The organism is Brevibacterium ammoniilyticum (genome assembly GCF_038429965.1).
Taxonomy (GTDB): Bacteria; Actinomycetota; Actinomycetes; order Actinomycetales; family Brevibacteriaceae; genus Brevibacterium; species Brevibacterium ammoniilyticum.
Genome location: NZ_BAABNP010000004.1, coordinates 151,886 through 174,385 on the forward strand (window position 1 = coordinate 151,886; position 22,500 = coordinate 174,385).

Consider the following 22,500-nt stretch of genomic DNA (forward strand, 5'->3'; position numbering starts at 1 on the left):
CTGCACTCATGACCGATCAGCTCAGCGCGCTCCTGGATTTCCTCCCCGCCGTGTGGGAGGGCATCCAGGTCACGCTCATCCTCACTCTCGCCGGTGCCGCCGGTGCCCTGGTCATCGCGATCGTCCTCGGGCTCGCGATGACTTCGGCGCACCGGTGGCTGCGGATCCCTGCCCGGATCGTCGTCGAGTTCTTCCGCGGCACGTCCCTGCTCGTCCAGCTGTTCTGGCTCTTCTACGTCCTCCCCCTCCTCGGCGTCCAGCTCGATCCCATGGCATGCGGAATCGGTGCCCTGGCGCTCAACTACGGTGCCTATGCCGCCGAGGTGGTCCGGTCCTCGATCGCGACCGTGCCCCGGGGTCAGTGGGAGGCGGCCATCGCGCTCAGTCTCTCCCCGACCAGGCGGATGCTGCGGGTGATCTTCCCGCAAGCGTGGGCGCTGATGATTCCGTCACTGGCGACGCTCCTCATCCAGCTGCTCAAGGGCACCGCGGTCGTCTCCTTCATCACGCTCTCCGACCTCACCGACAAGATCGGGCAGCTGCGGATGTCGACGAACGACACGTTCTTCGCCTATTCCGTGGGTCTGCTCATCTACTTCGTCATCGCGTGGCTGCTCCAGGAGTTCATGAACCTCCTCGAACGCCGCGCCGTCCGACGGCTGGGCCGGCGTCGTCCGGGCTCACGCAATGACCGTCGGCGGGCCAGACGGGATGCCCGGGTCGGCTCGACCGAGGTGACCGATCCGCGCACGGCCGCCGGTCAGTCGACGGGCAATGCCGGACACGGGGCGCCGCTGTGATCTGGAACTGGGAATTCGCCGCCGAGGCGCTGCCGATCCTCCTGCGCGGCTTCGTCAACACGCTCATCGCCACGGTCGTCGGCACGATCATCGCCGCGATCCTCGGCCTCCTCCTCGCCGTCGCCATCCGTGCCCTGCCGCGGTGGATCAACTGGGTGGTCCGGCTCTTCGTCGCCTTCGTCCGCAACACCCCGCTCGTCGTCCAGCTCGTCTTCGTCTACACCGCCTTCGCAGAGATCCCCGCCCTGGCGAGCATTCCCGCGCTCGTCGTCGGCTCCGGGGTCATCGGCGTCCACTACGCGACGTACATGTCCGAGAGCTACCGGGCCGGCATCGACGCAGTCCCACCGGGACAGCGGGAGGCGGCGATCGCCCTCTCCCTGCCTCCCGTGCGGACCTTCACCGCGGTCATCCTCCCGCAGGCGCTGCGGGCGACGATCCCGTCGCTCGGCAACTATGCGGTCGCGATGTTCAAGGACACCCCGTTCCTCTTCGCGCTCTCCGTCGTCGAGCTTGTCACCTCGGCGCAGCAGTTCGGGGCGGCGAAGTTCGCCTACACGGAGGCGTTCACGCTGGCCGGGCTGATCTTCCTCGCCGCCAGCTACCCCACCTCCCTCCTCATCCAACGATTGGAGCGGCGCCTTGCCACCTACTGAGAACACCTCTTCCCCGCACATCGGGGCCTCTGCGCAGACGGGGGCTTCCCCGCACATCGACACTGAGGCGAGCGCCCCGGCGATCGAGTTCAAGGACGTCGAGAAGCGGTTCGGGAAGACGACCGTGCTCGAGAACCTCAACTTCACCGTCGCCCCGGGCGAACGGGTCACCCTCATCGGGCCGAGCGGTTCGGGCAAGACCACGATCCTCCGGCTCGTCATGACGCTCGAGGAGCTCACCGGCGGCTACATCTTCATCGACGGCAGGCCGCTGACCTTCGAAGACAGGGACGGAAAGCGGGTCGAGCTGCCGAAGAAGACGACTCGGGCGATGACGACCCGCATCGGCATGGTCTTCCAGCAGTTCAACCTCTTCCCCAATATGACGGTGATCGAGAACATCATCGAAGCCCCCATCCATGTGCTGGGCAAATCGAAGGACGAAGCGGTCGCCGACGCGAAGTCGCTGCTCGAACGTGTGGGTCTGAGTGAGAAGGCCGATGAGCACCCGACCCGGCTCTCCGGCGGTCAGCAGCAGCGGGTGGCGATCGCCCGGGCACTGGCGATGAGTCCGGAGATCCTCCTCCTCGACGAGGTGACCTCGGCCCTCGACCCGGAACTCGTCGGCGACGTCCTCGCGGTGCTGCGCGACATCGCCGAGACCACGGACATCACGATGCTGCTCGTCACCCACGAGATGCAGTTCGCCCGCGAGGTCTCCGACCGGGTGATGATGTTCGACGGCGGTCTCGTCCTCGAGGAGGGTCCGCCGGACCTCATCTTCAACGACCCGAGCCACGAGCGCACCCGGTCGTTCCTCTCCAGCGTGCTCTGAGTTGCTTCGACGAGCCGTTTCGACGCGGTGATCCGACACCAGCACGGTGAACCGACGAGCGGAGAACTGCCAGCACGGTCTTCCGACACCAGCAGGGCGCGCGAACCCTGCTGGCGTCGGAACACCGTGCTGGTGTCAGTGCGCTTCAGTCACCGCGGGCCTGCGAGCGCCGAACGTCGTCGTCGTTTCTGCACCGTGAGCACGACGGCGATGACCACACACGCGAGCGCACCTGCGGTGAAGATGTCGGCGAGCCACGCCCACTGGACGACGTACTGGTCGGAAAACTCCCACGGCCCGGCATCGCCGGCGATCTCCCACGAGGTCTGCAGCGATTGACTGCACGTCACTCCCGCGGGGAACTGCTGCATCCACGTCGTGAAGGCGGTGACTTCGAAGCCCTGCGGCGGCTCGGCGCATCCCTCCGCCGCACTCCGATGGTCGACGATCTGGTACTGCATCCACAGGAGGACGCGCGAGACAACGAACATCACCGGCATGAGCAGCAGGTAGAGCCACGGCGAGCGCAGCCAGCCCGCGCGGCGCACCGTCGTCGGCCGCCCGTCGGGGCCAAGTCCGCGAGCGCGACGGGCCCCGTCTCCGCGCACGGTCGGCTGCGTCATGAATCTGCCCCGTCGCCGACAGCGTCCTCGACGGTGAGCTGGACGAAGTGGAGCGCGGTCTCCCCGAAGGCCTTCGAGCGGAAGACCTCGAGGCCGCCCGGCATCGTCGGCTCCGGGGCACGAGACGAGCGTTCGATGACGACGATCGACTCCTCGTCGAGGTGGCTGCGCAGCCGCCCGAGCACCTGGGTGACCGCGTCCTCCCCCAGCGGGTAGGGCGGATCCATGAACACGAGGTCGAAGACCCGCGACTCGAGTTCGCTGGGATCGGGCAGGTTCGACAGGAACTGGAGGACGTCGGCGCTGCTCACCGCCGTCGAATGCCCGATGCCGAGTTTGTCCGCGTTCGCCTCGATCGCCCGCACCGATGCCAGCGAGGAGTCGACGAAGACGACCTGCGCAGCCCCTCGCGACATGGCTTCGAACCCCAGTCCCCCGGACCCGGCGAAGAGGTCGAGGACGTTGGCCGCCTGGAGGACCCCGTAGCCTTCGAGCATCGAGAACAGCGACTCCTTGACCCGGTCCGAGGTCGGACGGGTGGCGTTGCCGCCGGGGGTGACGAGACGTGATCCCTTGTGCGCTCCCGCGATGATCCTCATGTCGCCCTCCTCGATAGTCCTTCGGCCTTGTCATCCAACCCGAGTCATCCAACCTGCGTCGCTCGGCCCGCATCGGTCGGCCCGCGCGGTCCCGCACGACGGTCTGTCTCTCAGTCTGCCTCAATGAAGTGCGCGGCGTCGGCAGGCAGCACCCGCTGGATGAGCTCCCGCAGCTCCGGGGCATCCTCGAGGAACTGGTCGGCTGCGATGATCGGCTCGGCTTCGGCCTTCGCCTGGGCGAGGATCTCGGTGTCCCGGAGCACGGAGAGGTGCCGCAGCGACGACCCGCCCCACTGCGAAGCACCGAGCACATCGCCCTCTCCCCGGCTGTCGAGATCGTACTCGGCGAGCGCGAACCCGTCGAGGGTGCTCGCCACCGCCTGCAGGCGCTCGAAGCCCTCGTCGGTCTCAGGACGTTCGGTCAGCAGGAAGCACATCGCGGCCGAGCCATCACGGCCCACCCGGCCGCGCAGCTGGTGGAGCTGGGCGACGCCGAATCGCTCCGCCTCGGCGACAAGCATGATCGTCGCCCGGGGCACGTCTACGCCGACCTCGATGACGGTCGTCGAGACGAGGATGTCGATCTCGCCGATGGTGAAGGCGTGCATCACCCGGTCCTTCTCTTCCGTCGACATCCGCCCGTGGAGGAGGCCGAAGCGCAGCCCCTGAAGATGCGGGGACCGCTGGAGCTTCTCGATGAAATCCTCGATGCTCTCCCGCTGCCCGATGACGTCGCCGCTCTCGGGATCAACGATGTCGCTGCGTTCGATCCGCGGGAAGACGGCGAATGTCCCTCGTCCCGCATCGGCGGCCTGCCGAACACGGGCGAGAGCCCGCGGCAGCCAGTCCTTGTGGTCCTCGATCGAGACAGCGAAGGTCGAGATGTCCTTGATCCCGGCGGGCATCTCGGCAAGTGTGGAGACGTCGAGGTCGGCGAAGACCGTCATCGCCACCGTCCGCGGGATCGGGGTGGCCGACATGACGAGGGTGTGCGGGACCGTGACCCCGCCCTTGCCCCGCAGCGCCTCTCGCTGTTCGACGCCGAACCGGTGCTGCTCGTCGACGACGATGAGGCCCAGGTTGTCGAACATCGTCGACTCCGACAGCAGGGCGTGCGTGCCGACGACGATGTCGATCTGCCCGGTGGCGAGATCAAGGGCGAGCTGTTTGCGCTCCCTGGCCGGCATCGACCCGGTGAGCAGCGCCACCCGCACCTGGTCGTCGCCGGAGAGAAGCGGGGAGAGCGCCATCTGCTCGCCGAGGAGCTTCTCGATCGACGCGAAATGCTGGGAGGCGAGCACCTCGGTGGGGGCGAGCATCGCGGCCTGGGCACCCGAGTCGACGGCCATGAGCATCGCCCGCAGGGCCACGACGGTCTTGCCGGAGCCGACGTCGCCGTGGAGGAGCCGGTGCATCGCCGTGGTCTTCGCGAGATCAGCCGCGATCTCCTTGCCGACCCTCACCTGGGAGGAGGTCAGCGCGAACGGCAGGTCGTCGTCGAAGCGCCGACTCCGCTCCCCCACCGTGAGCAGGGGGGCGGCCACGAGCTGACCGTAGGCCGACCGCCGGGCGACGAGCTCGGTCTGCAGGGCGAGCGCCTCCTCCCACTTCCACCGCAGGTTCGCCCTCTCGGTGGCCGCCGTCGAGGTGGGCCGGTGCATGTCGTTGAGCGCCGTGCGCAGGTCCGGCAGATCGTACTTCGCCCGCACCGACTGCGGCAGCGGATCGACGAACTCCGCGGGGTCGGCGACGTCGAGGAGGACCTTGATCGCCTTCCACAGCCTGGTCTGCGCGATCCCCTTGACCCGCGGGTAGACGGGGAACGGGGAGTTGAGCTCCTCGGGCGTCCACTTCGTGTCGTGTTCGTCCCGGTTGAGCCACACCGGGGAGTTGAGCGTGAGCTGTCCTCGGTACTCCTCGACCTTGCCGGCGAAGACGACGACGAGACCCGGCAGCAGCTGCGCGTCGAGCCACCCCTGGTTGAAGAACGCGATCTTCATCGACCGCTGACCGTCGTGGACGATGACGTCGGTGATCGTCCCCCGCCGCTGCCGCATCCGCCGGGTCTCGACGGAGATCACCTCGGCCTGGATGATCGCGGTCTCCCCGAGCGGCAGGTCGCCCAGCGGGGTCTTCTCCCCGGGGACGAGGAAGCGTCGGGGGAAGAAGCGGAAGAGCTCGCCCACCGAGGTGATCCCCCGCTTCTTCAGGGCACCGCGGTCGCGTGCGGAGAAGTAGTCCTCGAGTCGCGCGCTCATTCGACTCCCATGATGAGCAGGGTCGCCCGATCGCGGGACTCGATCTCCTGGAGGCGCACGTGCTCGTGGGACTTCGCGAGCCACTCCCGCAGGTGCGCGAGCACCTCGGGGGCGCAGCCGGGTCCGTGGACGACGGTGACGAGTTCTCCGCCGGCCCCGAGGAGACGGTCGGCGAGCTTCTCGACGAGGCTGGTCAGCTCCGTGCTCTGCGACTTCGCCTTCCCGTCGATGACGACCCGGTAGAACTGCGAAGGATGGCCCGCCGAGGCGGCCGTCCGTTCCGCCGGCGCGTCCTGGGCATCCGCCGAGGCGGCTGTCCCCTCCCCGATGACGGGAAGCGCCCCGGTCGGCGGGTTGAGGGCGAGCTGTTCGGCGGAGACGATCGTGCCCACCCGGGTGCCCGCCGCGGCATCGGTCATATCGTTGAAGATCTCACCCGCCGGGGCGTAGGGATCGTAGACGGCAAGCGCCGAGAGCAGGGTCGCGACGTTGCGGGAGCGGACGATGAGCGCACCGGTGACGCCCGTAAGCGTCGTCAGCGTCGTCGAGGAGCTGGGGACGACGATGACGTCGCGCTCCTCACCGGCGATGACCTCGGCCACCGCCTCGGCGAGGGGACCGGAATCCGTGTGCCGGGACAGGGCCGGCACGATGTCGGGGGCGATGACCGCCGGGTCGAGGACGGTGGCGCCGTTGAGCGCGCAGTGCAGCTGGAGTCCGGTGCCGCCGACGAGGGCGAGCAGCTTCGTCGCCCCGGCCTCCTCGTGGAGCCGCAGGTCCTCCATGTCCAGGCGCGCTATGCCGTGGGTGCCGAGCAGGTCGAGGACCGTGGCGGCGCCGGCTTCGTCGGCGACGTGGACATGGACCTTGGAACCGTTGAGGACGATCGAGGTCCCGCCGAGGTGCTCGAGCGCCTCGGGCAGCCCGTCGTCGGGGGCCCGGCGGAGGACGGCGACGATCTCGAGCTCCTCTGCGCGGGCTTCGTGGACGATGCGCGGGGTCTTCGCGACCTCCCCGATCATCGAGCCCTGGTTCGTGCGCCCGGTGACGGTCGCGTAGAGGAGGTCGAAGAGTTCGACGATGCCCGTCGACCCGGCGTCGACGACGTCGGCTTCGCGGAGCACGGTCAGCTGCGCCGTCGTCTCCCGCAGGGCCTCGCGGGAGCGCAGGCGCACCGCGGAGATGAGGTCGACGAGGGCGGCACCGTCATCGGCCTGTTCCCGGGCTTCGGTGGCCATCGCGTCGAGGACGGTGAGCATGGTCCCGTCGACGGGTCGGGCCACGGCCTTCCGTGCCCGCGCCGAAGCGAGTTCGAGGGCTGCGGCCATCGCCTCGGGGGTCGCCACGGTCACCCCGTCGAGGGCGTCGGCCACGCCTTGGAGGGCGACGGAGAGGATGAGCCCGGAGTTCCCGCGCGCCCCGCGTCCGGCACCGGCGGCCATGGCGGCGACGACCTGGGGCAGGGTGACGGGCCCGGAGAGCTCTTCGACGGCGAGGTAGGCGGCGCGCAGCGTGTGGTACATGTTCGTGCCCGTGTCGCCGTCGGGGACGGGGAAGACGTTGAGCTCATCGATCTCACCGCGTTCACGGCGGAGACGATCGACCGCGCGCCGCGCCCACCGCGCGGCCAGGCGCCCGTTGAGTCCGATGGCCGGATTGGGTCCCACGTCCGTCACTTCCCGAAATGGCTGAAACCGCTCGTCGGCACCGGGGCGCCGTCGAGGCCGACTCCGCTGCCTGCCTGCATCTCACCGATTCTCCGCCAGCCTACCGGGTCAGCGGCGCTGACCGGGGACGACGCGACGAAGCCATGGTCCTCTCCCCCGTCGAGCACCCAGTGCAGAGCGAGCGCCTCGACGGCATCGTCGGAGACCGCGCCGCCTGCGCCCGCGTCGTCGCCGCCCGCGCCGTCCGCCGCCCGCGCAGCCAGCACGTACCGGGCGGCCGGGCGCAGCGGGGCGACGAGGTCATCCAGGGCCGTCCGGTCGATCTCGGCATGGACCCCGGAGGCGTCGGCGATCCGACCGAGGTCCGTGCTCAGTCCGTCGGAGACGTCGATCATCGCCGAGGCGGCCGGCCGGTGGGCCATCGCCGCATAGTCCGGCTGCGGGGCGAGTTGGGTCGCGATGAGCGAGGCGAGCCCCTCGGGCAGGTCGTCGCCTGGGCGGGCACCTGCGAAGAGGAGGTCGAGTCCGCCCGCCGCACGCCCGAGGGTGCCCGCCAACCAGATCTCATCACCGGGCCGGGCTCCTGACCGGGTGATCGCTCCCTCCTCGGCGCTCACGGTTCCGAGCGCGGTGATCGCTGTGACGATGAGACCCGAGGAGGAGAGGTCGCCGCCGATGATCGGCACCGTGCACCCGAGCTCCCGCCCGGCGCGCTCGGCCTCGGTGACGATACCTGAGAACAGCGCCTCGAGGTCGCCTGCCTCGGTGGAGTCCGGCACGGCAAGGGAGACGAGGAGTCCGTGGGGTGCGGCACCCATCGCACAGACGTCGGCGAGGTTCTGCGCGGCGGCCTTGACGCCCAACCGCGACCAGTCGAGCCAGTCGCGGGTGAAGTCCTCGCCTTCGACGAGCATGTCGGCCGTCGAGACGAGGTCGCCTGTGATCTTCGTCACCGCCGCATCGTCGCCCGGACCGACGACCTCGTGGGATCCTGCCCTGCGGTGGGCGAGCAGACGGCGGAGCACAGCGGATTCGCCGAGTTCGGACAGTCTGGTCATGCCACCACCCTATCGGGCGATACGCTGGAACCATGCGTTCGAACACCCGCCGCTCGACCGGCGCCTCCTCGCCTGCCCTGCGTGCCGTCGCCGCCCTGACCATCGGCGTGCCCGTCCTCGCAGCGGCCCTGTCCGGGTGCGCGCGCACGGTCATCGTCGAGCCCGCCGCCGATGCGGCGAACCCGAAGTGCGCCGACATCATGCTCCGCCTGCCCGACCAGGTCGGCGGCGAGCAGGAGCGCACCACCTCGTCCCAGGGCACGAAGGCGTGGGGCGACCCGAACGTCGCAGTGCTCCGCTGCGGCGTCACCCCTCCGGGACCGACGACGGACAAGTGCCTGAGCGTCAGCGGCGTCGACTGGATCTCCAAGGGCGGCGAAGCCGATGACACCTGGGTGTTCACGAGCTACGGCCGCACCCCGGCCGTCGAGGTGCTCGTCAACCGCAAGCTCGGTTCGGGTGCCGATGTGCTCGCCGGCATCTCACCGGCCCTGCAGGCCTTCCAGCCCGAACGCCAGTGCATCGGCGCCGAGGATGTCGACGCTCCCCCTGCAGGCTCAGCCCCGGAGGGTTCTGCCCCGGCGACGACTCCCTGAGGTCGCGCCCCGCCGCCGGCCCCAGGCAGCCCTGAGCCTCAGCCCTTCCGCGCGTGGTCGACGAGCGCGATGCCGATGAGTTCGCTGATGAGGTCCGAGTAGTCGATCCCGGAGTTCGCCCACATGAACGGGTACGCCGAGGTGGGGGTGAAGCCGGGAAGCGTGTTGATCTCGTTGATGAGCACCTCCCCGGAGTCCGTGACGAAGGTGTCGACGCGGGAGAGCCCCGTGCAGTCGAAGAGCCGGAACACCGCAGCCGAGAGCTCCCGGATCCGCGCGGTCGTCGCCTCGTCGACGTCGGCGGGGCACGTGAGCTTCGCATCGGCGAGGTCGAGGTACTTCGCTTCGAAGTCGTAGAAGTCATGGTCCCCGGAGACCTCGATCTCCCCGGGGTACGAGGTCCGCAGCTCCACGTCATGAAGGGAGCCGAGCACGGCGCACTCGATCTCGCGGCCGATGACCTGCGGTTCGACGATGACCTTCTCATCGTGCTCATACGCTGCGACCAGCGCCGCCTCGAGACCCGCGGGTTCGGCGACCCGGCTCACACCCATCGACGACCCGGCCCGGGCGGGCTTGACGAAGACGGGGAAGCCGAGCGCCGCCACACGCGCCTCGGCGTCGGGGCGATCGGTCTCCCACATCGTCTGGGTCACCAGCTCCCACGGGCACGTGGGGATGCCGGCGTGGGCGAGCAGCGACTTCGTGAAGTGCTTGTCCATGCTCGCCGCCGAGGCGAAGACCCCGGAGCCGACGAACGGGGTGTCGCTGAGTTCGAACAGCCCCTGCAGGGTCCCGTCCTCCCCGAACTGACCGTGGAGGACGGGGAAGAAGACGTCGACGGTCTCCAGCTCCGAGTAGCTGCCCGCAGCGTCCCGGTGGATGAGCGGGGCGCCGGCAGCGGAGACCCGCGGGATGACCTCGGTGCCGTCGTCGGTGACCTCGGGCATGTTCTCCGGGTCGAAGCGCATGCTCTCCCAGTCCTCGACGATGCGCCACACCCCGGTCTTCGTGATCCCGATCGGCAGGACCCGGTAGGCCTCGTCGTCGATGGCGCTGATCACCCCGGCGGCCGTGACGCAGCTGACGGAGTGCTCGCTCGATCGTCCTCCGAAGAGAACTGCGACGAGGGGCCGGTGATCGGTGTCTGACATACCTGTCCTTGCTCGGGGTCGTGCTGTCGTTCCCGCAAGGGGAACCGGGGATGGCTCAGCGAGCCTCGTAGGTGCATTCGAGCCAGGCGCGGCCGATGCCCTTGAAGTACATGTTGAACCCGGCGAAGGCCGGGGTGGCGGTCTCGTCGATGCCCAGCGGCTCGGAGAGCGCGGTGACGATGAAGTAGTAGCGGTGGGGTCCGTGACCCTGGGGTGGGGCGGCGCCGACGAACCGGGGCTGGCCGGCGTCGTTGTTCAGCGTCACGGCTCCCTCGGGCAGGAGGCCTGCGTCGGGGTTGCCGGCGTCGGCGGGCAGGGAGGTCACCGAGGCGTCGAGGTCGGTCACCGTCCAGTGCCAGAAGCCCGACCCGGTGGGGGCGTCGGGGTCGTAGCAGGTGACGGCGAAGGCCTTCGTCGCCTCGGGGAAGCCCGACCACGACAGCTGCGGGGACCTGTCCTCACCGCCGGGCACGCCCATCGCGCCGGAGGCCTGTGCTGCGGGCAGCTCGGCTCCGTTGACGATGTCGGTGCTGGTCAGGGTGAAGGTCGGCAGCTCGGGAAGGTTGTAGAACGGTGAGTTGACGCTCATGTGCGCTCCTTGGCTCGTGGGCTTCGCGGGGGTCGATTCCTGCCTATGCGGGCGGGCCTTCGTGCTTACGCTTCCGAGACAACAGCAAACCGGCGAGTTCGTCAACCTGCAGCCGACCGGCGAGGACCGCGCTCACCGCCTCGGTGATCGGCAGGTCCACACCGTAGCGCCTGCCCAGGGCGAGGACCGCGGGTGAGGACTTCACCCCTTCCGCGGTCTGCTCGGTGTGCGCGATCGTCTCCTCCAGGCTCATCCCCTCGCCGAGGTGGCGCCCGAAGGTCCGATTCCGTGAGAGCGGGGACGCACATGTGGCGACGAGGTCGCCGAGTCCGGCCAGCCCCGAGAGCGTGTGCGGCTGGGCGCCCATGGCCGCGGCCAGCCGTGAGGTCTCGGCGAGGCCGCGGGTGATGATCGAGGCCTTCGAGTTGTCGCCGAGGCGCTGGCCGTCGGCGATGCCCACGGCCAGGGCGATGACGTTCTTCACGGCCCCGCCCATCTCGACGCCGACGACGTCGGTGTTCGTGTACGGACGGAAGTACGGGTTCGCGCTGATCTCGGCGACCACCTCGGCGGTGGCGATGTCGGAGGCGGCGACGACGGTCGCGGTCGGCTGCCGTTCGGCGATCTCCCGGGCGAGGTTGGGTCCGGAGACGACGGCGATCCGGGCGGGGTCGACCTCGGCCACCTCGGCGATGACCTCGGACATCCGCTTGCCGGTCTCGACCTCGATGCCCTTCATCAGGCTGACGAGGATGACACCGGGTTTGAGGTGGTCCTTCCACCGGCTGAGGTTCTCCCGCAGGGTCTGCGCGGGCACGGCGAGGATGATGACGTCGGCGTCGGTGACGGCGGCGATGTCATCGGTCGTCGCGGTGATCGTGGCCGGCAGCTCACGCTCGCCCAGGTACCGGGAGTTCGTGTGTGCGGTGTTGATCTCCTCGGCGGTCTCGGCCCGCCGGGCCCAGAGGGTGAGCGGGAAGCCGGCGTCGGCGATGACCGCGGCGTACGTCGTTCCCCACGACCCGGCGCCGAGCACGGCGATCCTGTCCACGCTCATGAGCCTGCCTCCTCGGTGCGGAACCTCTCCGGCAGCTCACGGCCCGAGAGATCGGCGACCATCCCTGCGATGGTGTTCGTCAGTCGCTTCGTCAGCGTCGTCATCGAACTCTTCTCTCCCCTGTGCTCCCAGAGGTCTGCGTAGCCAAGCGGCTCCCCGAACCGCACGACACTGATGTGGGTGAGCGGGCGGGGCCGCGGAATGAGGGTGCCCCGCGGTTTGACGTTCTCGAGTCCCCAGTGGGCGACGGGGACGATCGGGGCCCCGGTCTCCAGTGCCAGCCGGGCCGTGCCGGACTTGAAGTGCTGGGGCCAGAAGTGCTCGTCCTTCGTCAGCGTCCCCTCGGGGTAGATGACGACGGTCTCGCCCTTGCGCAGGGCCTCCTTCGCGTATTCGAGGGAGTCGCCTGCCTGCGCCGAGGCGCGCAGCACCGGGATCTGGCCGAGCCCTTTGAGGACGATGCCGAGGGCACCGGAGAACAGCGTCGACTTCGCGAGGAAATGCGGGAGCCGGCCGCTGCGCCACACGGCGAGCCCGACGAGGATCGGGTCGAGGTGGTTGGCATGGTAGGCCGCGACGATCGTGCCCGTGCCCTCGGGCAGGGCCTGGGCGTTCTCGATGCGCATCTTCGAGGTCAGCCGGAAGAGCCCGTACGCGGTCGTGGCGACTCCGAAGGCGACGACCCGCTGGGAGGCGACGTCCTTGGGTTCGAAGGAGACGATGTGCTCACCGGGGCTGCGCTTGCCGCCCCGGTCCTTCTCCGCACGGTCCTTGCCCACGCGGTCCGGGCCGCTCATGCCGAGACCTCCGCGCCGAGGCCGAGGAGCTTGTCGAGGAAGTTCTCGTAGCCGCGGTTGATGAGTTCGATGCCGTGGACCTCGCTCGTGCCCTGGGCGGCCAGGGCCGCGATGAGGTGGCTGAAGCCTCCGCGCAGGTCGGGGACGTCGATGCGGGTGCCTTTGAGCTCGGTGGGGCCGGAGATCACCGCGGAGTGCTCGTAGTTCCGGCGCCCGAAACGGCAGGGGGTGCCGCCGAGGCATTCGCGGTAGAGCTGGATCGTAGCCCCCATCTCGACGAGCGCATGGGTGAAGCCGAAGCGGTTCTCGTACACGGTCTCGTGGATGATGGACAGTCCTTCGGCCTGGGTCATCGCGACGACGAGAGGCTGCTGCCAGTCGGTCATGAAGCCGGGGTGGACGTCGGTCTCGAGGGCGAACGAGGAGAGCCGGCCGCCGGGGTGGCGGAAGCGGATGCCCGACTCCTCGACCTCGAACTCGCCGCCGATCTTGCGGAAGACGTTGAGGAACGTGATCATCTCCGGCTGGGAGGCGCCTTCGACGAAGATGTCGCCGCCGGTGGCCAGGGCCGCGGACGCCCAGGAGGCGGTCTCGTTGCGGTCGGGCAGGGCCCGGTGGATGAAGCCGTGGAGCGAGTCGACGCCTTCGATGCGCACAACCCGGTCGGTGTCGACGGTGATGATCGCGCCCATCTTCTGCAGCAGCGCGATGAGGTCCATGATCTCCGGCTCGATGGCCGCCCCACGCAGCTCCGTGATGCCCTCGGCGCGCACGGCCGTGAGCAGGACCTGCTCGGTCGCTCCGACCGAGGGGTAGGGCAGTTCGACCTTCGTGCCCTGGAGGCGGCGCGTCGTCGAGAGCATGATGCCCCCGGCGGTCTTGTCGACCTCGGCGCCGAACTGGCGGAGCACGTCGAGGTGGAAGTTGATGGGCCGGTCGCCGATGTGGCAGCCGCCGAGGTCGGGGATGAAGGCCTGCCCGAGGCTGTGGAGCAGGGGTCCGCAGAAGAGGATGGGGATCCGGGAAGATCCGGCGTGGGCGTCGATGTCGACGATCGAGCCCTGCGCGACCTCGGAGGGGTCGAGGTGGAGCTCACCGTCGGGGTTCTGCCCGTCGGGGGCCTGGGTGACCCGCACGCCGTGGAGTTCGAGGAGGCCGGTGACGATCTCGACGTCGCGGATCTGCGGTACCCCGCGGAGGACGGACGGAGTCTCTCCCAACAGGGAGGCGACCATCGCCTTCGGCACCAGGTTCTTGGCACCCCTGACCCGCACGGTTCCCCCGAGCGGATTTCCGCCGCGGACTTCGAGCATGTTCCTCCCCCTGGTCGTCGATCACGCACACGTCTCAGCACGGCCGCGGGGGTCTCCCGCACCGTTTCCGGACTCGTCCAAGACTAGCGCAGACCGCCCCGCGAACCGGAGTCGGACGATCAGACCTTCGCGGGCAGGGTGCGGGGTTTGTGAGCGGGCCGCTGCTCCTCGAAAGCGGCGATCCGGTCCTCCTTCGCCAAGGTGAGGCTGATGTCGTCGTGTCCCTCGAGCAGGCGCCAGCGCGTGTAGTCGTCGATCTGGAAGGGCACCGTGAGCGAGTCGCATGTCACGGTCTTCTCGCCCAGGTCGACGGTGATCGAGGTTCCCGGATGGTTCTCGAGGATCTTCCAGATGAGTTCGATGTCGGCCTGCTCGAGCTGGGCTGCGAGCAGTCCCTCCTTGCCGGAGTTGCCCCGGAAGATGTCGCCGAAGCGCGAGGAGAGCACGACCCGGAACCCGTAGTCCTTGAGCGCCCACACGGCGTGTTCGCGGGAGGACCCGGTGCCGAAGTCGGGGCCGGCGACGAGGACGGACCCGGCTGAGAAGTCAGGGTCGTTGAGGACGAAGTCCTCGGCGGTGCGCCAGCGGGAGAACAGGGCGTCCTCGAAGCCGGTGCGGGTGACCCGTTTGAGGAACTTCGCGGGGATGATCTGGTCGGTGTCGACGTTCGAGCGGCGCAGGGGCACGCCGATGCCGGTGTGGGTGGTGAAGGCTTCCATGGCTGCTCCTTAGGCCGTCGCCGAGGTGGGGGTGAGGGTGAGCGTCGGGCGCTCCTCGGTCCAGGGCACCGGTTCGGCGTCGCGGGGCAGATCGGCGACGTCGCCCGGGGAGGACAGGGTGCCGCGCACCGCGGTCGCGGCGGCGACGAGCGGGGAGACGAGGTGCGTGCGCCCGCCCTTGCCCTGCCGGCCTTCGAAGTTGCGGTTCGACGTCGAGGCGCAGCGTTCACCGTCGGAGAGCTGATCGGGGTTCATGCCCAGGCACATCGAGCAGCCGGCGAAGCGCCATTCGGCGCCGAAGTCCTTGAAGATGCGGTCGAGTCCTTCGGCTTCGGCCTCGAGGCGGACCTTCGCGGAGCCGGGGACGACCATGAAGCGGACGTTCTCGGCCTTGCGACGGCCGCGGACCACCTCGGCGGCGGCCCGCAGATCCTCGATCCGGGAGTTCGTGCACGAACCGAGGAAGACGGTGTCGACCTCGATCTCCCGCAGCGGGGTGCCCGGGGTCAGGCCCATGTAGGCGAGCGCATTGGCGGCGGCGACCTTGTCGTTCTCGTCGGCGAAGTCGTCCGGGGACGGGACGGCGGCCGACAGCGGCAGCCCCTGGCCGGGGTTCGTGCCCCACGTGACGAAGGGTTCGATGTCGGCGGCCTCGAGGACCACCTCGGCGTCGAAGGTCGCGTCCTCATCGGTAAAGAGGGTCTTCCAGTACTCCACGGCCGCGTCCCAGTCCGCGCCCTCGGGGGCGTGCGGGCGGCCCTTGACGTACTCGAACGTCGTCTCGTCGGGGGCGACCATGCCGGCCCGGGCGCCGGCTTCGATGGACATGTTGCAGATCGTCATCCGCGCCTCCATCGACAGGGAACGGATCGCCGAACCGCGGTACTCGAGCACATAGCCCTGCCCGCCGCCGGTGCCGATCTTCGCGATGATCGCGAGGATGATGTCCTTGGCCGTCGAGCCGTCGGGCAGGTCCCCGTCGACGGTGATCGACATCGTCTTGAACGGCTTGAGGCTCAGCGTCTGGGTGGCAAGCACATGTTCGACCTCGGAGGTGCCGATGCCGAAGGCGAGCGCCCCGAACGCACCGTGGGTCGAGGTGTGGGAGTCACCGCACACGACCGTGGTGCCGGGCTGGGTGAGTCCGAGCTGGGGGCCGACGACGTGGACGATGCCCTGATCGGCGTCGCCGAGGCTGTGCAGCCGGATGCCGAACTCCTCGGCGTTCTTCCGCAGGGTCTCGATCTGCGTGCGCGAGGTCGGTTCGGCGATCGGCTTGTCGATGTCCCACGTGGGCGTGTTGTGGTCCTCGGTGGCGATCGTGAGGTCGGGACGGCGCACGGGGCGCCCGGCGAGTCGGAGTCCGTCGAAGGCCTGCGGGCTCGTCACCTCGTGGACGAGGTGGAGGTCGATGTAGATGAGGTCGGGGGCGCCGTCCTCGCCTGGGGAGACGACGTGATCGGCCCAGACCTTCTCGGCCAATGTGCGTGGCATGGTTCCTCCCGCCGGTGCGGAGGTCCTCCGCACACGTTGTGGTTCTCTCAGGCGGCCGGAGTGCGACTGCCGCAGGGCATCCGATCGGCTCGCCGGATGCTCACCGATGGGTGTGCTGAGGAATCTACTCGTCCGTATCGCATTTCGAACTTGCATCTCGCTCAATGAGACGCGCACAATGGTGTCTATGACAAGCAATGGTAGCGGCGTCGGCGTCATCGACAAGGCCGCAATGGTTCTCTCCGCCCTCGAGGCCGGACCTGCGTCTCTGGCCGAGCTCGTCTCGCTCACCGGGCTCGCTCGACCGACCGCTCACCGTCTCGCCGTCGCCCTCGAGTTCCACCGCATCGTCGGCCGCGATCTGCAGGGCAGGTTCGTGCTCGGACCGCGTCTGGCCGAGCTCTCGTCCGCCGCCGGCGAGGATCGTCTCCTCGCCGCCGCCGGACCGGTGCTCGGGCAGCTGCGCGATCAGACCGGTGAGTCCGCACAGCTCTTCCGCCGGCAGGGCGATCTGCGGCTGTGCGTCGCCGCAGCCGAACGTCCCGTGGGTCTGCGCGACTCCGTGCCGATCGGGGCGACCCTGAGCATGCGGGCCGGCTCCGCCGCCCAGGTGCTGCTGGCCTGGGAGGAGCCCGACCGCCTCCACACGGGTCTGCGCGGGGCACGGTTCTCCGCGACCATGCTCTCGGGAGTCCGGCGCCGAGGCTGGGCCCAATCGATCGCCGAACGCGAACGCGGCGTCGCCTCCGTCTCCGCTCCCGTGCGGGGGCCGAGCAACCGCGTCGTCGCAGCCGTCTCGATCTCCGGTCCTGTCGACCGGCTCACCCGGCAGCCGGGTCGCCTCCATGCGAAGGCCGTCGTCGATGCCGCCCGTGCGCTCACCGAGGCGCTCGTCCGCGGCTGAGCCCGCCCGTCGTCAGCACCGACCACGACGATTCCCTGGAGCCGCATGATCGACCTCGTCCACGGTTCGAGCTCCGCCCTCGTCTCCCCCATCGGCGCGGGTCTGCACGCGTACACGGTCGCCGGGCGCCCCGTGGTCGTCGCGACGGGCACGGTCGACGGGGCCGTCCTCGCACCGTGGCCCAACCGGATCGCCGACGGTCGCTACGAGTTCGGCGGCACGGTCCACCAGCTTCCGATCACAGAGCCGGAACGCAACACCGCCCTGCACGGGCTGGTGACCGAGGTCGAATGGGACGTCGTCTCGGTCTCGGCGGCATCGGTGACGCTCGAGACGCGCCTCGACCCTTCACCGGGCTATCCGTTCCGGTTCCTCCTCACCGTGGCCTACGACCTCGGTGAGGACGGTCTGCGGGTGCACGCGAGCGCTCTCAACACCGGCACCGAGGCGGCGCCGTTCGGCTTCGGCTTCCACCCGTGGTTCCACCCGGGCGCCGAACTCGTCGATGCCGCGCAGCTGGTCATTCCCGCCGAGACCTGGCTCGTCCCCGATGAGCGCCTCATCCCCATGGAGAGCCGTCCCTTCGACGACGGCTCCGAGGTTCCGCTCGACCACGATGCGGAGATCACCGCATGTCTGAGCTGCAAGGACTTCCGGGCCCTGCGGAGTGTGGACGGGACCGTGCTCGACGATGCGTTCGGTCGGCCGCGCCGCGACGACGACGGCCGGTCGCGGGCACGGCTGAGAGGCGCGGACGGTCGGGAGACGATCGTCGACATCGACTCGGGTTTCCGCAACTGGCAGGTGTACACGGGCGACGGGCTCAGCGAGGGTCTCGCCCGGCGCGCATTGGCGATCGAGCCGATGACCTGCCCGCCCAATGCCTTCGCCACCGGTGTCGACGTCGACATCGTCGAACCCGGAGGGACACTCACGGTCGACTGGGGCGTCCGGCTGGTCTAGTCGGCTGGCCTCGTCGCTGCCGGGTCGTCCCGGCTCCGCCGCGTCGGGTCGGTTCCGACGCCTCCGCCGCGGATCAGGAAACCTGTGTGTTCGCGTGGGACTTCCCCGTCAGTCGGCCGACTCCCCCCATGAGTCGATCCTGCCCTGATACATTGCGAACACGCAGGTGGGCGGCATCACACCGCCCTCCCGCCGACCAGCAGCACCGAGAGAGAGGTCGACATCATGACGTCATCACCGCAGGACCCGAGCCGCGACGAATCATCGTCACCGAACGATCAGACACCGAGCGCCGAGCAGCACGATGAGACCTCGACCGAGGCAAGTCAGCGCTTCAGCGACCAGAACGGCAATGACAGCGACAGCGGCCGACGGTACGAAGAGCAACTCGCCCAGAACGCCGACCACCCGAGCTCAGGCAGCCGACCGGTCGACGATCAGCCGACAGCCCAGCCGGGCGGCCAGCACTACGGCAGTCAGCCGAGCGGCGGCCAGCACTACGGCAGTCAGCCGAGCGGCGGCCAGCAGTACGGCAGTCAGCCGAGCCCCGCGCAGTACGGCAGTCAACCGGCTCAGCCCGGTCAGTACGCCCAGTCCGATCAGCACTCGCACGCCGGCACCTACTCGCAACCCGGCGACTACGCCCAGACCGGCAACTACAGCCAGACCGGCGGCTACGGCCAGCCGGGCCCCTACGGGCAGCCGGGCCCCTACGGGCAGGCGGGAACCCACGGGCAGAACGTCCACTATGCCCAGAACGCCCAGTCTGCTCAGGGCGCCGATTACGGCGCTCAGCCCGGCGGTTACGGGCAGTCGTCCGAGCCCGGATTCTTCAAGTCGCTCTTCGACTTCCGGTTCGAACGCTTCGTCGCCGTGCGCTGGGCAGGCATCATCTACCTGATCTCGGTCATCGTCGCGGCCCTCTGGTGGCTCGGGGCGGTCGTCACGGCCATCGGCATCGGGGCCGCAGCGAGCAGGGCGACGTACTGGAATCCGGAGCCCGAGTTCAATGCCTGGCCGCTCATCATCGCGATCCTCTTCGGCTGGATCGTCCCGGCCCTGTGGGTGATCTTCGTCCGGCTCGTCCTCGAGCTCATCGTCTCCAGCGTGCGGACCGCCGAGCACACGAAGCGCATCGCCGACTCCACCGGGAACTGAGCGGCAGCCCGCAGAACCGGGCGCGCGCAGGGCGGAAATAGAGTGAGCCCCGCACCGATGGATCGGTGCGGGGCTCAACCGTACCCCCGAGCAGATTCGAACTGCCGTTACCGCCTTGAGAGGGCGGCGTCCTAGGCCACTAGACGACGGGGGCCGATGAACAGATCCTCAGATCGCTCTGAAGCTGTCCGCTGGGGTACCAGGACTTGAACCTAGACTAAGTGAACCAGAATCACTCGTGCTGCCAATTACACCATACCCCACTGCTATGCGGGACTTCCCTGGAGGAATTCCCCTCAGCAACGAGATACAACTCTATACGAGCCTCGCCCCCGCCGACAAATCCAGACGGCCACTTTTCGTGTGACCTTCTTAACACCCCGCGGCGGCGCTGATTCCGCACAGCGGTGCGGGCCCGAATCGGGGCCCGCACCAGCATGAACTCGACCGAGAACTCAGCCCCGGGCGAGCGCGATGAGCCGGTCGAGGACTCGGTAGCCGTCGGCGCGCAGTCCGTTGTGCTCGTACTCGTTCGTCACCCACGGCTGCACCCCCTCGAGCAGCTCCGCTGTGGCCAGCGAGTACTCGCACGGAACGTACGCGTCGTGGAAGTACACGGCCGCGGCCCCGCGCACCGGGGAGGACCGCAGCGCGTCGACGTCGTAGAGCGCAGGCCACGGGCGGGCGGCGATGAGCTCGGCCACCTCGGCGAAGGGAGCGAGCTCCGGATCCTCGACGAAGGACTCCGGTCCCGCATGCTCTCCGGCGAGCAGGGTCGGATCCGCCCGCACCTCATCGGGCATGGCCCGCCGCGCCGCCCAGTTCGTCACGGTGCCGTCGGCCCAGCAGGACTCGTGGATGACCGCGTAGAGCGGATTGCGTCCCGAGAACGGCAGGGCACCGGCGAGGTCGTGGCGCAGTCCCGCCGCGGCGGGGTCGAGGTCGAGGAGGTAGTGCAGGGCCTCAGGACCGTCGGAGGCGCCGAGGTAGTGCCCGAGCAGGCGCAGACGCTCGGTTCCCACCCGTGCTCCTCCCGGCAGCGCGATCCCCGCATCGGCGGCGAGCGCTGCCAGTCCGGCCATCTTCTCGCGGTCGCCGGGGAACGCCCGGTAGTGGCGTTGCGATTTGCGCATCATCGTCGCCCACGTCGTCCGGTAGACGTCGACGGGGTCGACTCCGATCGCCGGCAGTCCGCCGGTGAAGTACGCCTCGGTGAGCGAGCCCGAATGCGCGGAGACGTAGCGCAGTGCGGTGAAGCCGCCGAAGGACTGCCCGAGCACCGACCACCGGTCGACGCCGAGGTGCTCCCGGAGGAGTTCGGCGTCCTCGACGATCGAGTCGGCACGGTAGCAGCTGAGCACCTCTGCGATGGCCTGCGGATCGTCCCCGGCGAGGTCGAGTCCCGTGATCCGGCCCTCGACGGAGCCGATCGGGCTCGACTTCCCGGTCCCCCGTTGGTCGAGCATGACGACCTGGAACTCCTCGAGCGCGCGGGCCAGCCAGGATCCCGCCCCGACGGGGGTCGTCGGGCGCGGGGCCTCGAATCCGGGTCCTCCTTGGAGGAAGACGAGGTAGGGCTTGTCGCTGTCGGCCTCGCTCGCGACGATCCGGGCGAAGACCTCGATCCGCGCCGAGGCGGCCGCCGAGTCAGCGTCGAGACGGGAGAAATGATCGAGCGGTGCCTCGAACGTCACATCGCGGAAGTGCACTCCCCCGCGACTCCACGTCTGAGAAGTCAGCGGCTCGGCGCTCACAGCTGTGCCGCCAGGGCGCGCAGGCGGGTGAGCGAGGACTCCTTGCCGAGGATCTCGAGGGATTCGAACAGCGGCGGGGAGACCCGACGGCCGGAGACGGCCACGCGCAGCGGACCGTAGGCCAGGCGCGGTTTGATCTCCATTTCGGTCACCAGCTTCGCCTCGAGCGCTGCCTGCAGGGTCTCGGTCCTCCAGTCCTCGACGTTCTCGAGGACCTCGATCGAGGCGGCGAGCACCTCAGGCGCGGAGTCCTTGAGCGTCTTCAGCCCGTCCTCGGACATCGTCAGCTCCGCATCGGGGGTGAAGAGGAACGCGAGGAGGTCGGGGGCTTCGCCGAGGAGGTTCATCCGGGTCTGGACGAGCGGTGCCGCCTCGGCGAGGATGGCCAGCTGGGCGTCCGTCGGTTCGGCCGGGAGCACCTCGGCGGCCTGGAGGTACGGGACGAGGCGGGAGGCGAAGTCGGCGGGGGCGAGCATCCGGATGTGGTCGGCGTTGATCGCGGTGGCCTTCTTGATGTCGAAGCGGGCCGGGTTGGGCAGGACGTCGTGGACGTCGAAGGCCTCGGTGAATTCCTCGACGGTGAACACGTCGCGGTCGGGGCCGATCGACCAGCCGAGCAGTCCGAGGTAGTTGATCAGGCCTTCGGGGATGAAGCCGTGCTCGCGGTGGAGGAAGAGGTTCGACTCGGGGTCGCGTTTGGACAGCTTCTTGTTGCCCTGGCCCATGACGTAGGGCAGGTGGCCGAATTCGGGGGTCGCGGTCGCGATGCCGATGTCCTTGAGCGCCTCGTAGAGGACGATCTGGCGGGGGGTCGAGGAGAGGAGGTCCTCGCCGCGCAGCACGTGGGTGATGCCCATGAGCGCGTCGTCGACGGGGTTGACCAGGGTGTAGAGCGGCTGACCGTTCGCACGGACGACGACGAAGTCGGGGATCGTGCCGGCCTTGAAGGTGATGTCCCCGCGGACGAGGTCGGTGAAGGTGATGTCCTCATCGGGCATGCGCACACGCCACACGGGTTCGCGGCCTTCGGCGCGGAACGCGGCGATCTGGTCGGCGGTGAGGTCGCGGTCGAAGCCGTCGTAGCCGAGCTTCGGGTCGCGGCCGGCTGCGGTGTGGCGGGCTTCGACCTCCTCGTTCGTCGAGTAGGACTCGTAGATGTGTCCGGCGTCCTTGAGCTTGTCGATGACGCGTGCATAGATGTCACCCCGCTGCGACTGGCGGTAGGGGCCGTCGGGTCCGCCGACCTCGATGCCCTCATCCCAGTCCAGGCCGAGCCATTTCATCGCCTCGACGACCTGGGAGAAGCTCTCCTCGGAGTCGCGGGCGGCGTCGGTGTCCTCGATGCGGAAGACGAAGGTGCCGCCGGTGTGTTTGGCGTAGGCCCAGTTGAACAGGGCGGTGCGGACCATCCCGACGTGCGGGGTTCCGGTGGGAGAGGGGCAGAAGCGGACTTTGACGCTCATGTGGTGATCGGCTCCAAGGAGTGGTGGTGAATATTCGGGGCGG

General features: G+C 69.1%; 21 protein-coding genes and 2 tRNA genes. 7 read left to right on the forward strand and 16 right to left on the reverse strand.

Translation table 11 applies throughout. The features are described from left to right. The first annotated feature begins 8 nt into the window (after positions 1 to 8). Genes ehuC through AAHA49_RS06345 form a run of 3 tightly spaced genes read left to right on the forward strand, consistent with a single transcriptional unit; the run spans position 9 to position 2,291 of the window. Complete coding sequence (gene ehuC, locus AAHA49_RS06335; RefSeq protein WP_342037644.1) at positions 9 to 800, forward strand: ectoine/hydroxyectoine ABC transporter permease subunit EhuC; 792 nt, start codon at positions 9 to 11, stop codon at positions 798 to 800. Continuing rightward, positions 800 to 1,456: an ectoine/hydroxyectoine ABC transporter permease subunit EhuD gene (gene ehuD / locus AAHA49_RS06340; RefSeq protein ID WP_222125959.1), complete on the forward strand. Its 657-nt coding sequence runs from the start codon at positions 800 to 802 to the stop codon at positions 1,454 to 1,456. The genes ehuC and ehuD overlap by 1 nt, the downstream gene beginning before the upstream one ends. Next, the gene (locus AAHA49_RS06345; protein WP_425286501.1) at positions 1,443 to 2,291 is read left to right on the forward strand and encodes an amino acid ABC transporter ATP-binding protein; all 849 of its coding nucleotides are present in this window, start codon (positions 1,443 to 1,445) and stop codon (positions 2,289 to 2,291) included. The genes ehuD and AAHA49_RS06345 overlap by 14 nt, the downstream gene beginning before the upstream one ends. Before the next feature lie 149 nt (positions 2,292 to 2,440). Here the strand turns inward: AAHA49_RS06345 and AAHA49_RS06350 are convergent, their stop codons facing one another. From AAHA49_RS06350 to thiL, 5 genes are all read right to left on the reverse strand, one after another. Beyond that, positions 2,441 to 2,914, reverse strand: a complete 474-nt coding sequence (locus AAHA49_RS06350; RefSeq protein ID WP_342037645.1) for a hypothetical protein — start codon at positions 2,912 to 2,914, stop codon at positions 2,441 to 2,443. Next, positions 2,911 to 3,513, reverse strand: a complete 603-nt coding sequence (gene rsmD, locus AAHA49_RS06355; RefSeq protein ID WP_342037646.1) for a 16S rRNA (guanine(966)-N(2))-methyltransferase RsmD — start codon at positions 3,511 to 3,513, stop codon at positions 2,911 to 2,913. Before rsmD ends, AAHA49_RS06350 begins: the two co-directional genes overlap by 4 nt. A 110-nt stretch (positions 3,514 to 3,623) precedes the next feature. Then, entirely contained in the window at positions 3,624 to 5,771 is a 2,148-nt protein-coding gene (locus AAHA49_RS06360) for an ATP-dependent DNA helicase RecG (protein ID WP_342037647.1), read from the reverse strand. Then, positions 5,768 to 7,438 (reverse strand): DAK2 domain-containing protein, encoded by a 1,671-nt coding sequence (locus tag AAHA49_RS06365; RefSeq protein ID WP_342037648.1) that lies wholly within the window; start codon positions 7,436 to 7,438, stop codon positions 5,768 to 5,770. Before AAHA49_RS06365 ends, AAHA49_RS06360 begins: the two co-directional genes overlap by 4 nt. A 5-nt stretch (positions 7,439 to 7,443) precedes the next feature. Further along, the gene (gene thiL, locus AAHA49_RS06370; protein ID WP_342037649.1) at positions 7,444 to 8,496 is read right to left on the reverse strand and encodes a thiamine-phosphate kinase; all 1,053 of its coding nucleotides are present in this window, start codon (positions 8,494 to 8,496) and stop codon (positions 7,444 to 7,446) included. Positions 8,497 to 8,528: 32 nt separating this feature from the next. Between thiL and AAHA49_RS06375 the strand changes: the two genes are divergently transcribed. Continuing rightward, complete coding sequence (locus AAHA49_RS06375; protein ID WP_342037650.1) at positions 8,529 to 9,092, forward strand: DUF3515 domain-containing protein; 564 nt, start codon at positions 8,529 to 8,531, stop codon at positions 9,090 to 9,092. A 38-nt stretch (positions 9,093 to 9,130) separates the two neighbouring features. On the opposite strand, the gene AAHA49_RS06380 is transcribed toward AAHA49_RS06375, so the two are convergent. The 7 genes from AAHA49_RS06380 to leuC all read right to left on the reverse strand — a co-directional run bounded on the left by AAHA49_RS06380 (position 9,131) and on the right by leuC (position 16,215). Then, positions 9,131 to 10,246, reverse strand: a complete 1,116-nt coding sequence (locus tag AAHA49_RS06380; RefSeq protein WP_342037651.1) for a D-alanine--D-alanine ligase family protein — start codon at positions 10,244 to 10,246, stop codon at positions 9,131 to 9,133. 55 nt (positions 10,247 to 10,301) lie between these two features. Beyond that, a complete protein-coding gene (locus AAHA49_RS06385; protein ID WP_342037652.1) occupies positions 10,302 to 10,835 on the reverse strand; it encodes a YbhB/YbcL family Raf kinase inhibitor-like protein in 534 nt (177 codons plus the stop codon). A gap of 43 nt (positions 10,836 to 10,878) precedes the next feature. Continuing rightward, a complete protein-coding gene (locus AAHA49_RS06390; protein ID WP_339392582.1) occupies positions 10,879 to 11,892 on the reverse strand; it encodes an NAD(P)H-dependent glycerol-3-phosphate dehydrogenase in 1,014 nt (337 codons plus the stop codon). Then, complete coding sequence (locus tag AAHA49_RS06395) at positions 11,889 to 12,689, reverse strand: lysophospholipid acyltransferase family protein (RefSeq protein ID WP_342037653.1); 801 nt, start codon at positions 12,687 to 12,689, stop codon at positions 11,889 to 11,891. The genes AAHA49_RS06390 and AAHA49_RS06395 overlap by 4 nt, the downstream gene beginning before the upstream one ends. Beyond that, positions 12,686 to 14,002 carry a UDP-N-acetylglucosamine 1-carboxyvinyltransferase gene (murA, locus tag AAHA49_RS06400; RefSeq protein WP_342037654.1) on the reverse strand — a complete coding sequence of 439 codons (1,317 nt, stop codon included), beginning with the start codon at positions 14,000 to 14,002 and terminating at the stop codon, positions 12,686 to 12,688. The genes AAHA49_RS06395 and murA overlap by 4 nt, the downstream gene beginning before the upstream one ends. Before the next feature lie 119 nt (positions 14,003 to 14,121). Then, positions 14,122 to 14,721, reverse strand: a complete 600-nt coding sequence (gene leuD, locus AAHA49_RS06405) for a 3-isopropylmalate dehydratase small subunit (RefSeq protein ID WP_342037655.1) — start codon at positions 14,719 to 14,721, stop codon at positions 14,122 to 14,124. Between the two features lie 9 nt (positions 14,722 to 14,730). Next, positions 14,731 to 16,215: a 3-isopropylmalate dehydratase large subunit gene (gene leuC, locus AAHA49_RS06410; RefSeq protein ID WP_339392586.1), complete on the reverse strand. Its 1,485-nt coding sequence runs from the start codon at positions 16,213 to 16,215 to the stop codon at positions 14,731 to 14,733. A 187-nt stretch (positions 16,216 to 16,402) separates the two neighbouring features. Here leuC and AAHA49_RS06415 point away from each other — a divergent pair, with 187 nt between their 5' ends. The 3 genes from AAHA49_RS06415 (at position 16,403) to AAHA49_RS06425 (ending at position 19,240) form a co-directional block, all read left to right on the forward strand. Further along, positions 16,403 to 17,119 carry an IclR family transcriptional regulator gene (locus AAHA49_RS06415; RefSeq protein ID WP_009378215.1) on the forward strand — a complete coding sequence of 239 codons (717 nt, stop codon included), beginning with the start codon at positions 16,403 to 16,405 and terminating at the stop codon, positions 17,117 to 17,119. Positions 17,120 to 17,164: 45 nt separating this feature from the next. Next, the gene (locus tag AAHA49_RS06420; protein ID WP_342037656.1) at positions 17,165 to 18,082 is read left to right on the forward strand and encodes an aldose 1-epimerase family protein; all 918 of its coding nucleotides are present in this window, start codon (positions 17,165 to 17,167) and stop codon (positions 18,080 to 18,082) included. Between the two features lie 225 nt (positions 18,083 to 18,307). After that, a complete protein-coding gene (locus tag AAHA49_RS06425) occupies positions 18,308 to 19,240 on the forward strand; it encodes a DUF4282 domain-containing protein (RefSeq protein ID WP_342037657.1) in 933 nt (310 codons plus the stop codon). Positions 19,241 to 19,321: 81 nt separating this feature from the next. Here AAHA49_RS06425 and AAHA49_RS06430 read toward each other — a convergent pair. The 4 genes from AAHA49_RS06430 to gltX all read right to left on the reverse strand — a co-directional run bounded on the left by AAHA49_RS06430 (position 19,322) and on the right by gltX (position 22,457). After that, a tRNA-Glu gene (locus AAHA49_RS06430) sits at positions 19,322 to 19,394 on the reverse strand. A gap of 37 nt (positions 19,395 to 19,431) precedes the next feature. Beyond that, positions 19,432 to 19,503: transfer RNA gene (locus tag AAHA49_RS06435), tRNA-Gln, on the reverse strand. A 192-nt stretch (positions 19,504 to 19,695) separates the two neighbouring features. Beyond that, the gene (locus AAHA49_RS06440) at positions 19,696 to 20,949 is read right to left on the reverse strand and encodes an alpha/beta fold hydrolase (RefSeq protein WP_342037658.1); all 1,254 of its coding nucleotides are present in this window, start codon (positions 20,947 to 20,949) and stop codon (positions 19,696 to 19,698) included. 41 nt (positions 20,950 to 20,990) lie between these two features. Continuing rightward, positions 20,991 to 22,457, reverse strand: coding sequence for a glutamate--tRNA ligase (gene gltX, locus AAHA49_RS06445; RefSeq protein ID WP_342037659.1), 1,467 nt, complete (start codon positions 22,455 to 22,457; stop codon positions 20,991 to 20,993). Between the last annotated feature and the right edge of the window lie 43 nt (positions 22,458 to 22,500).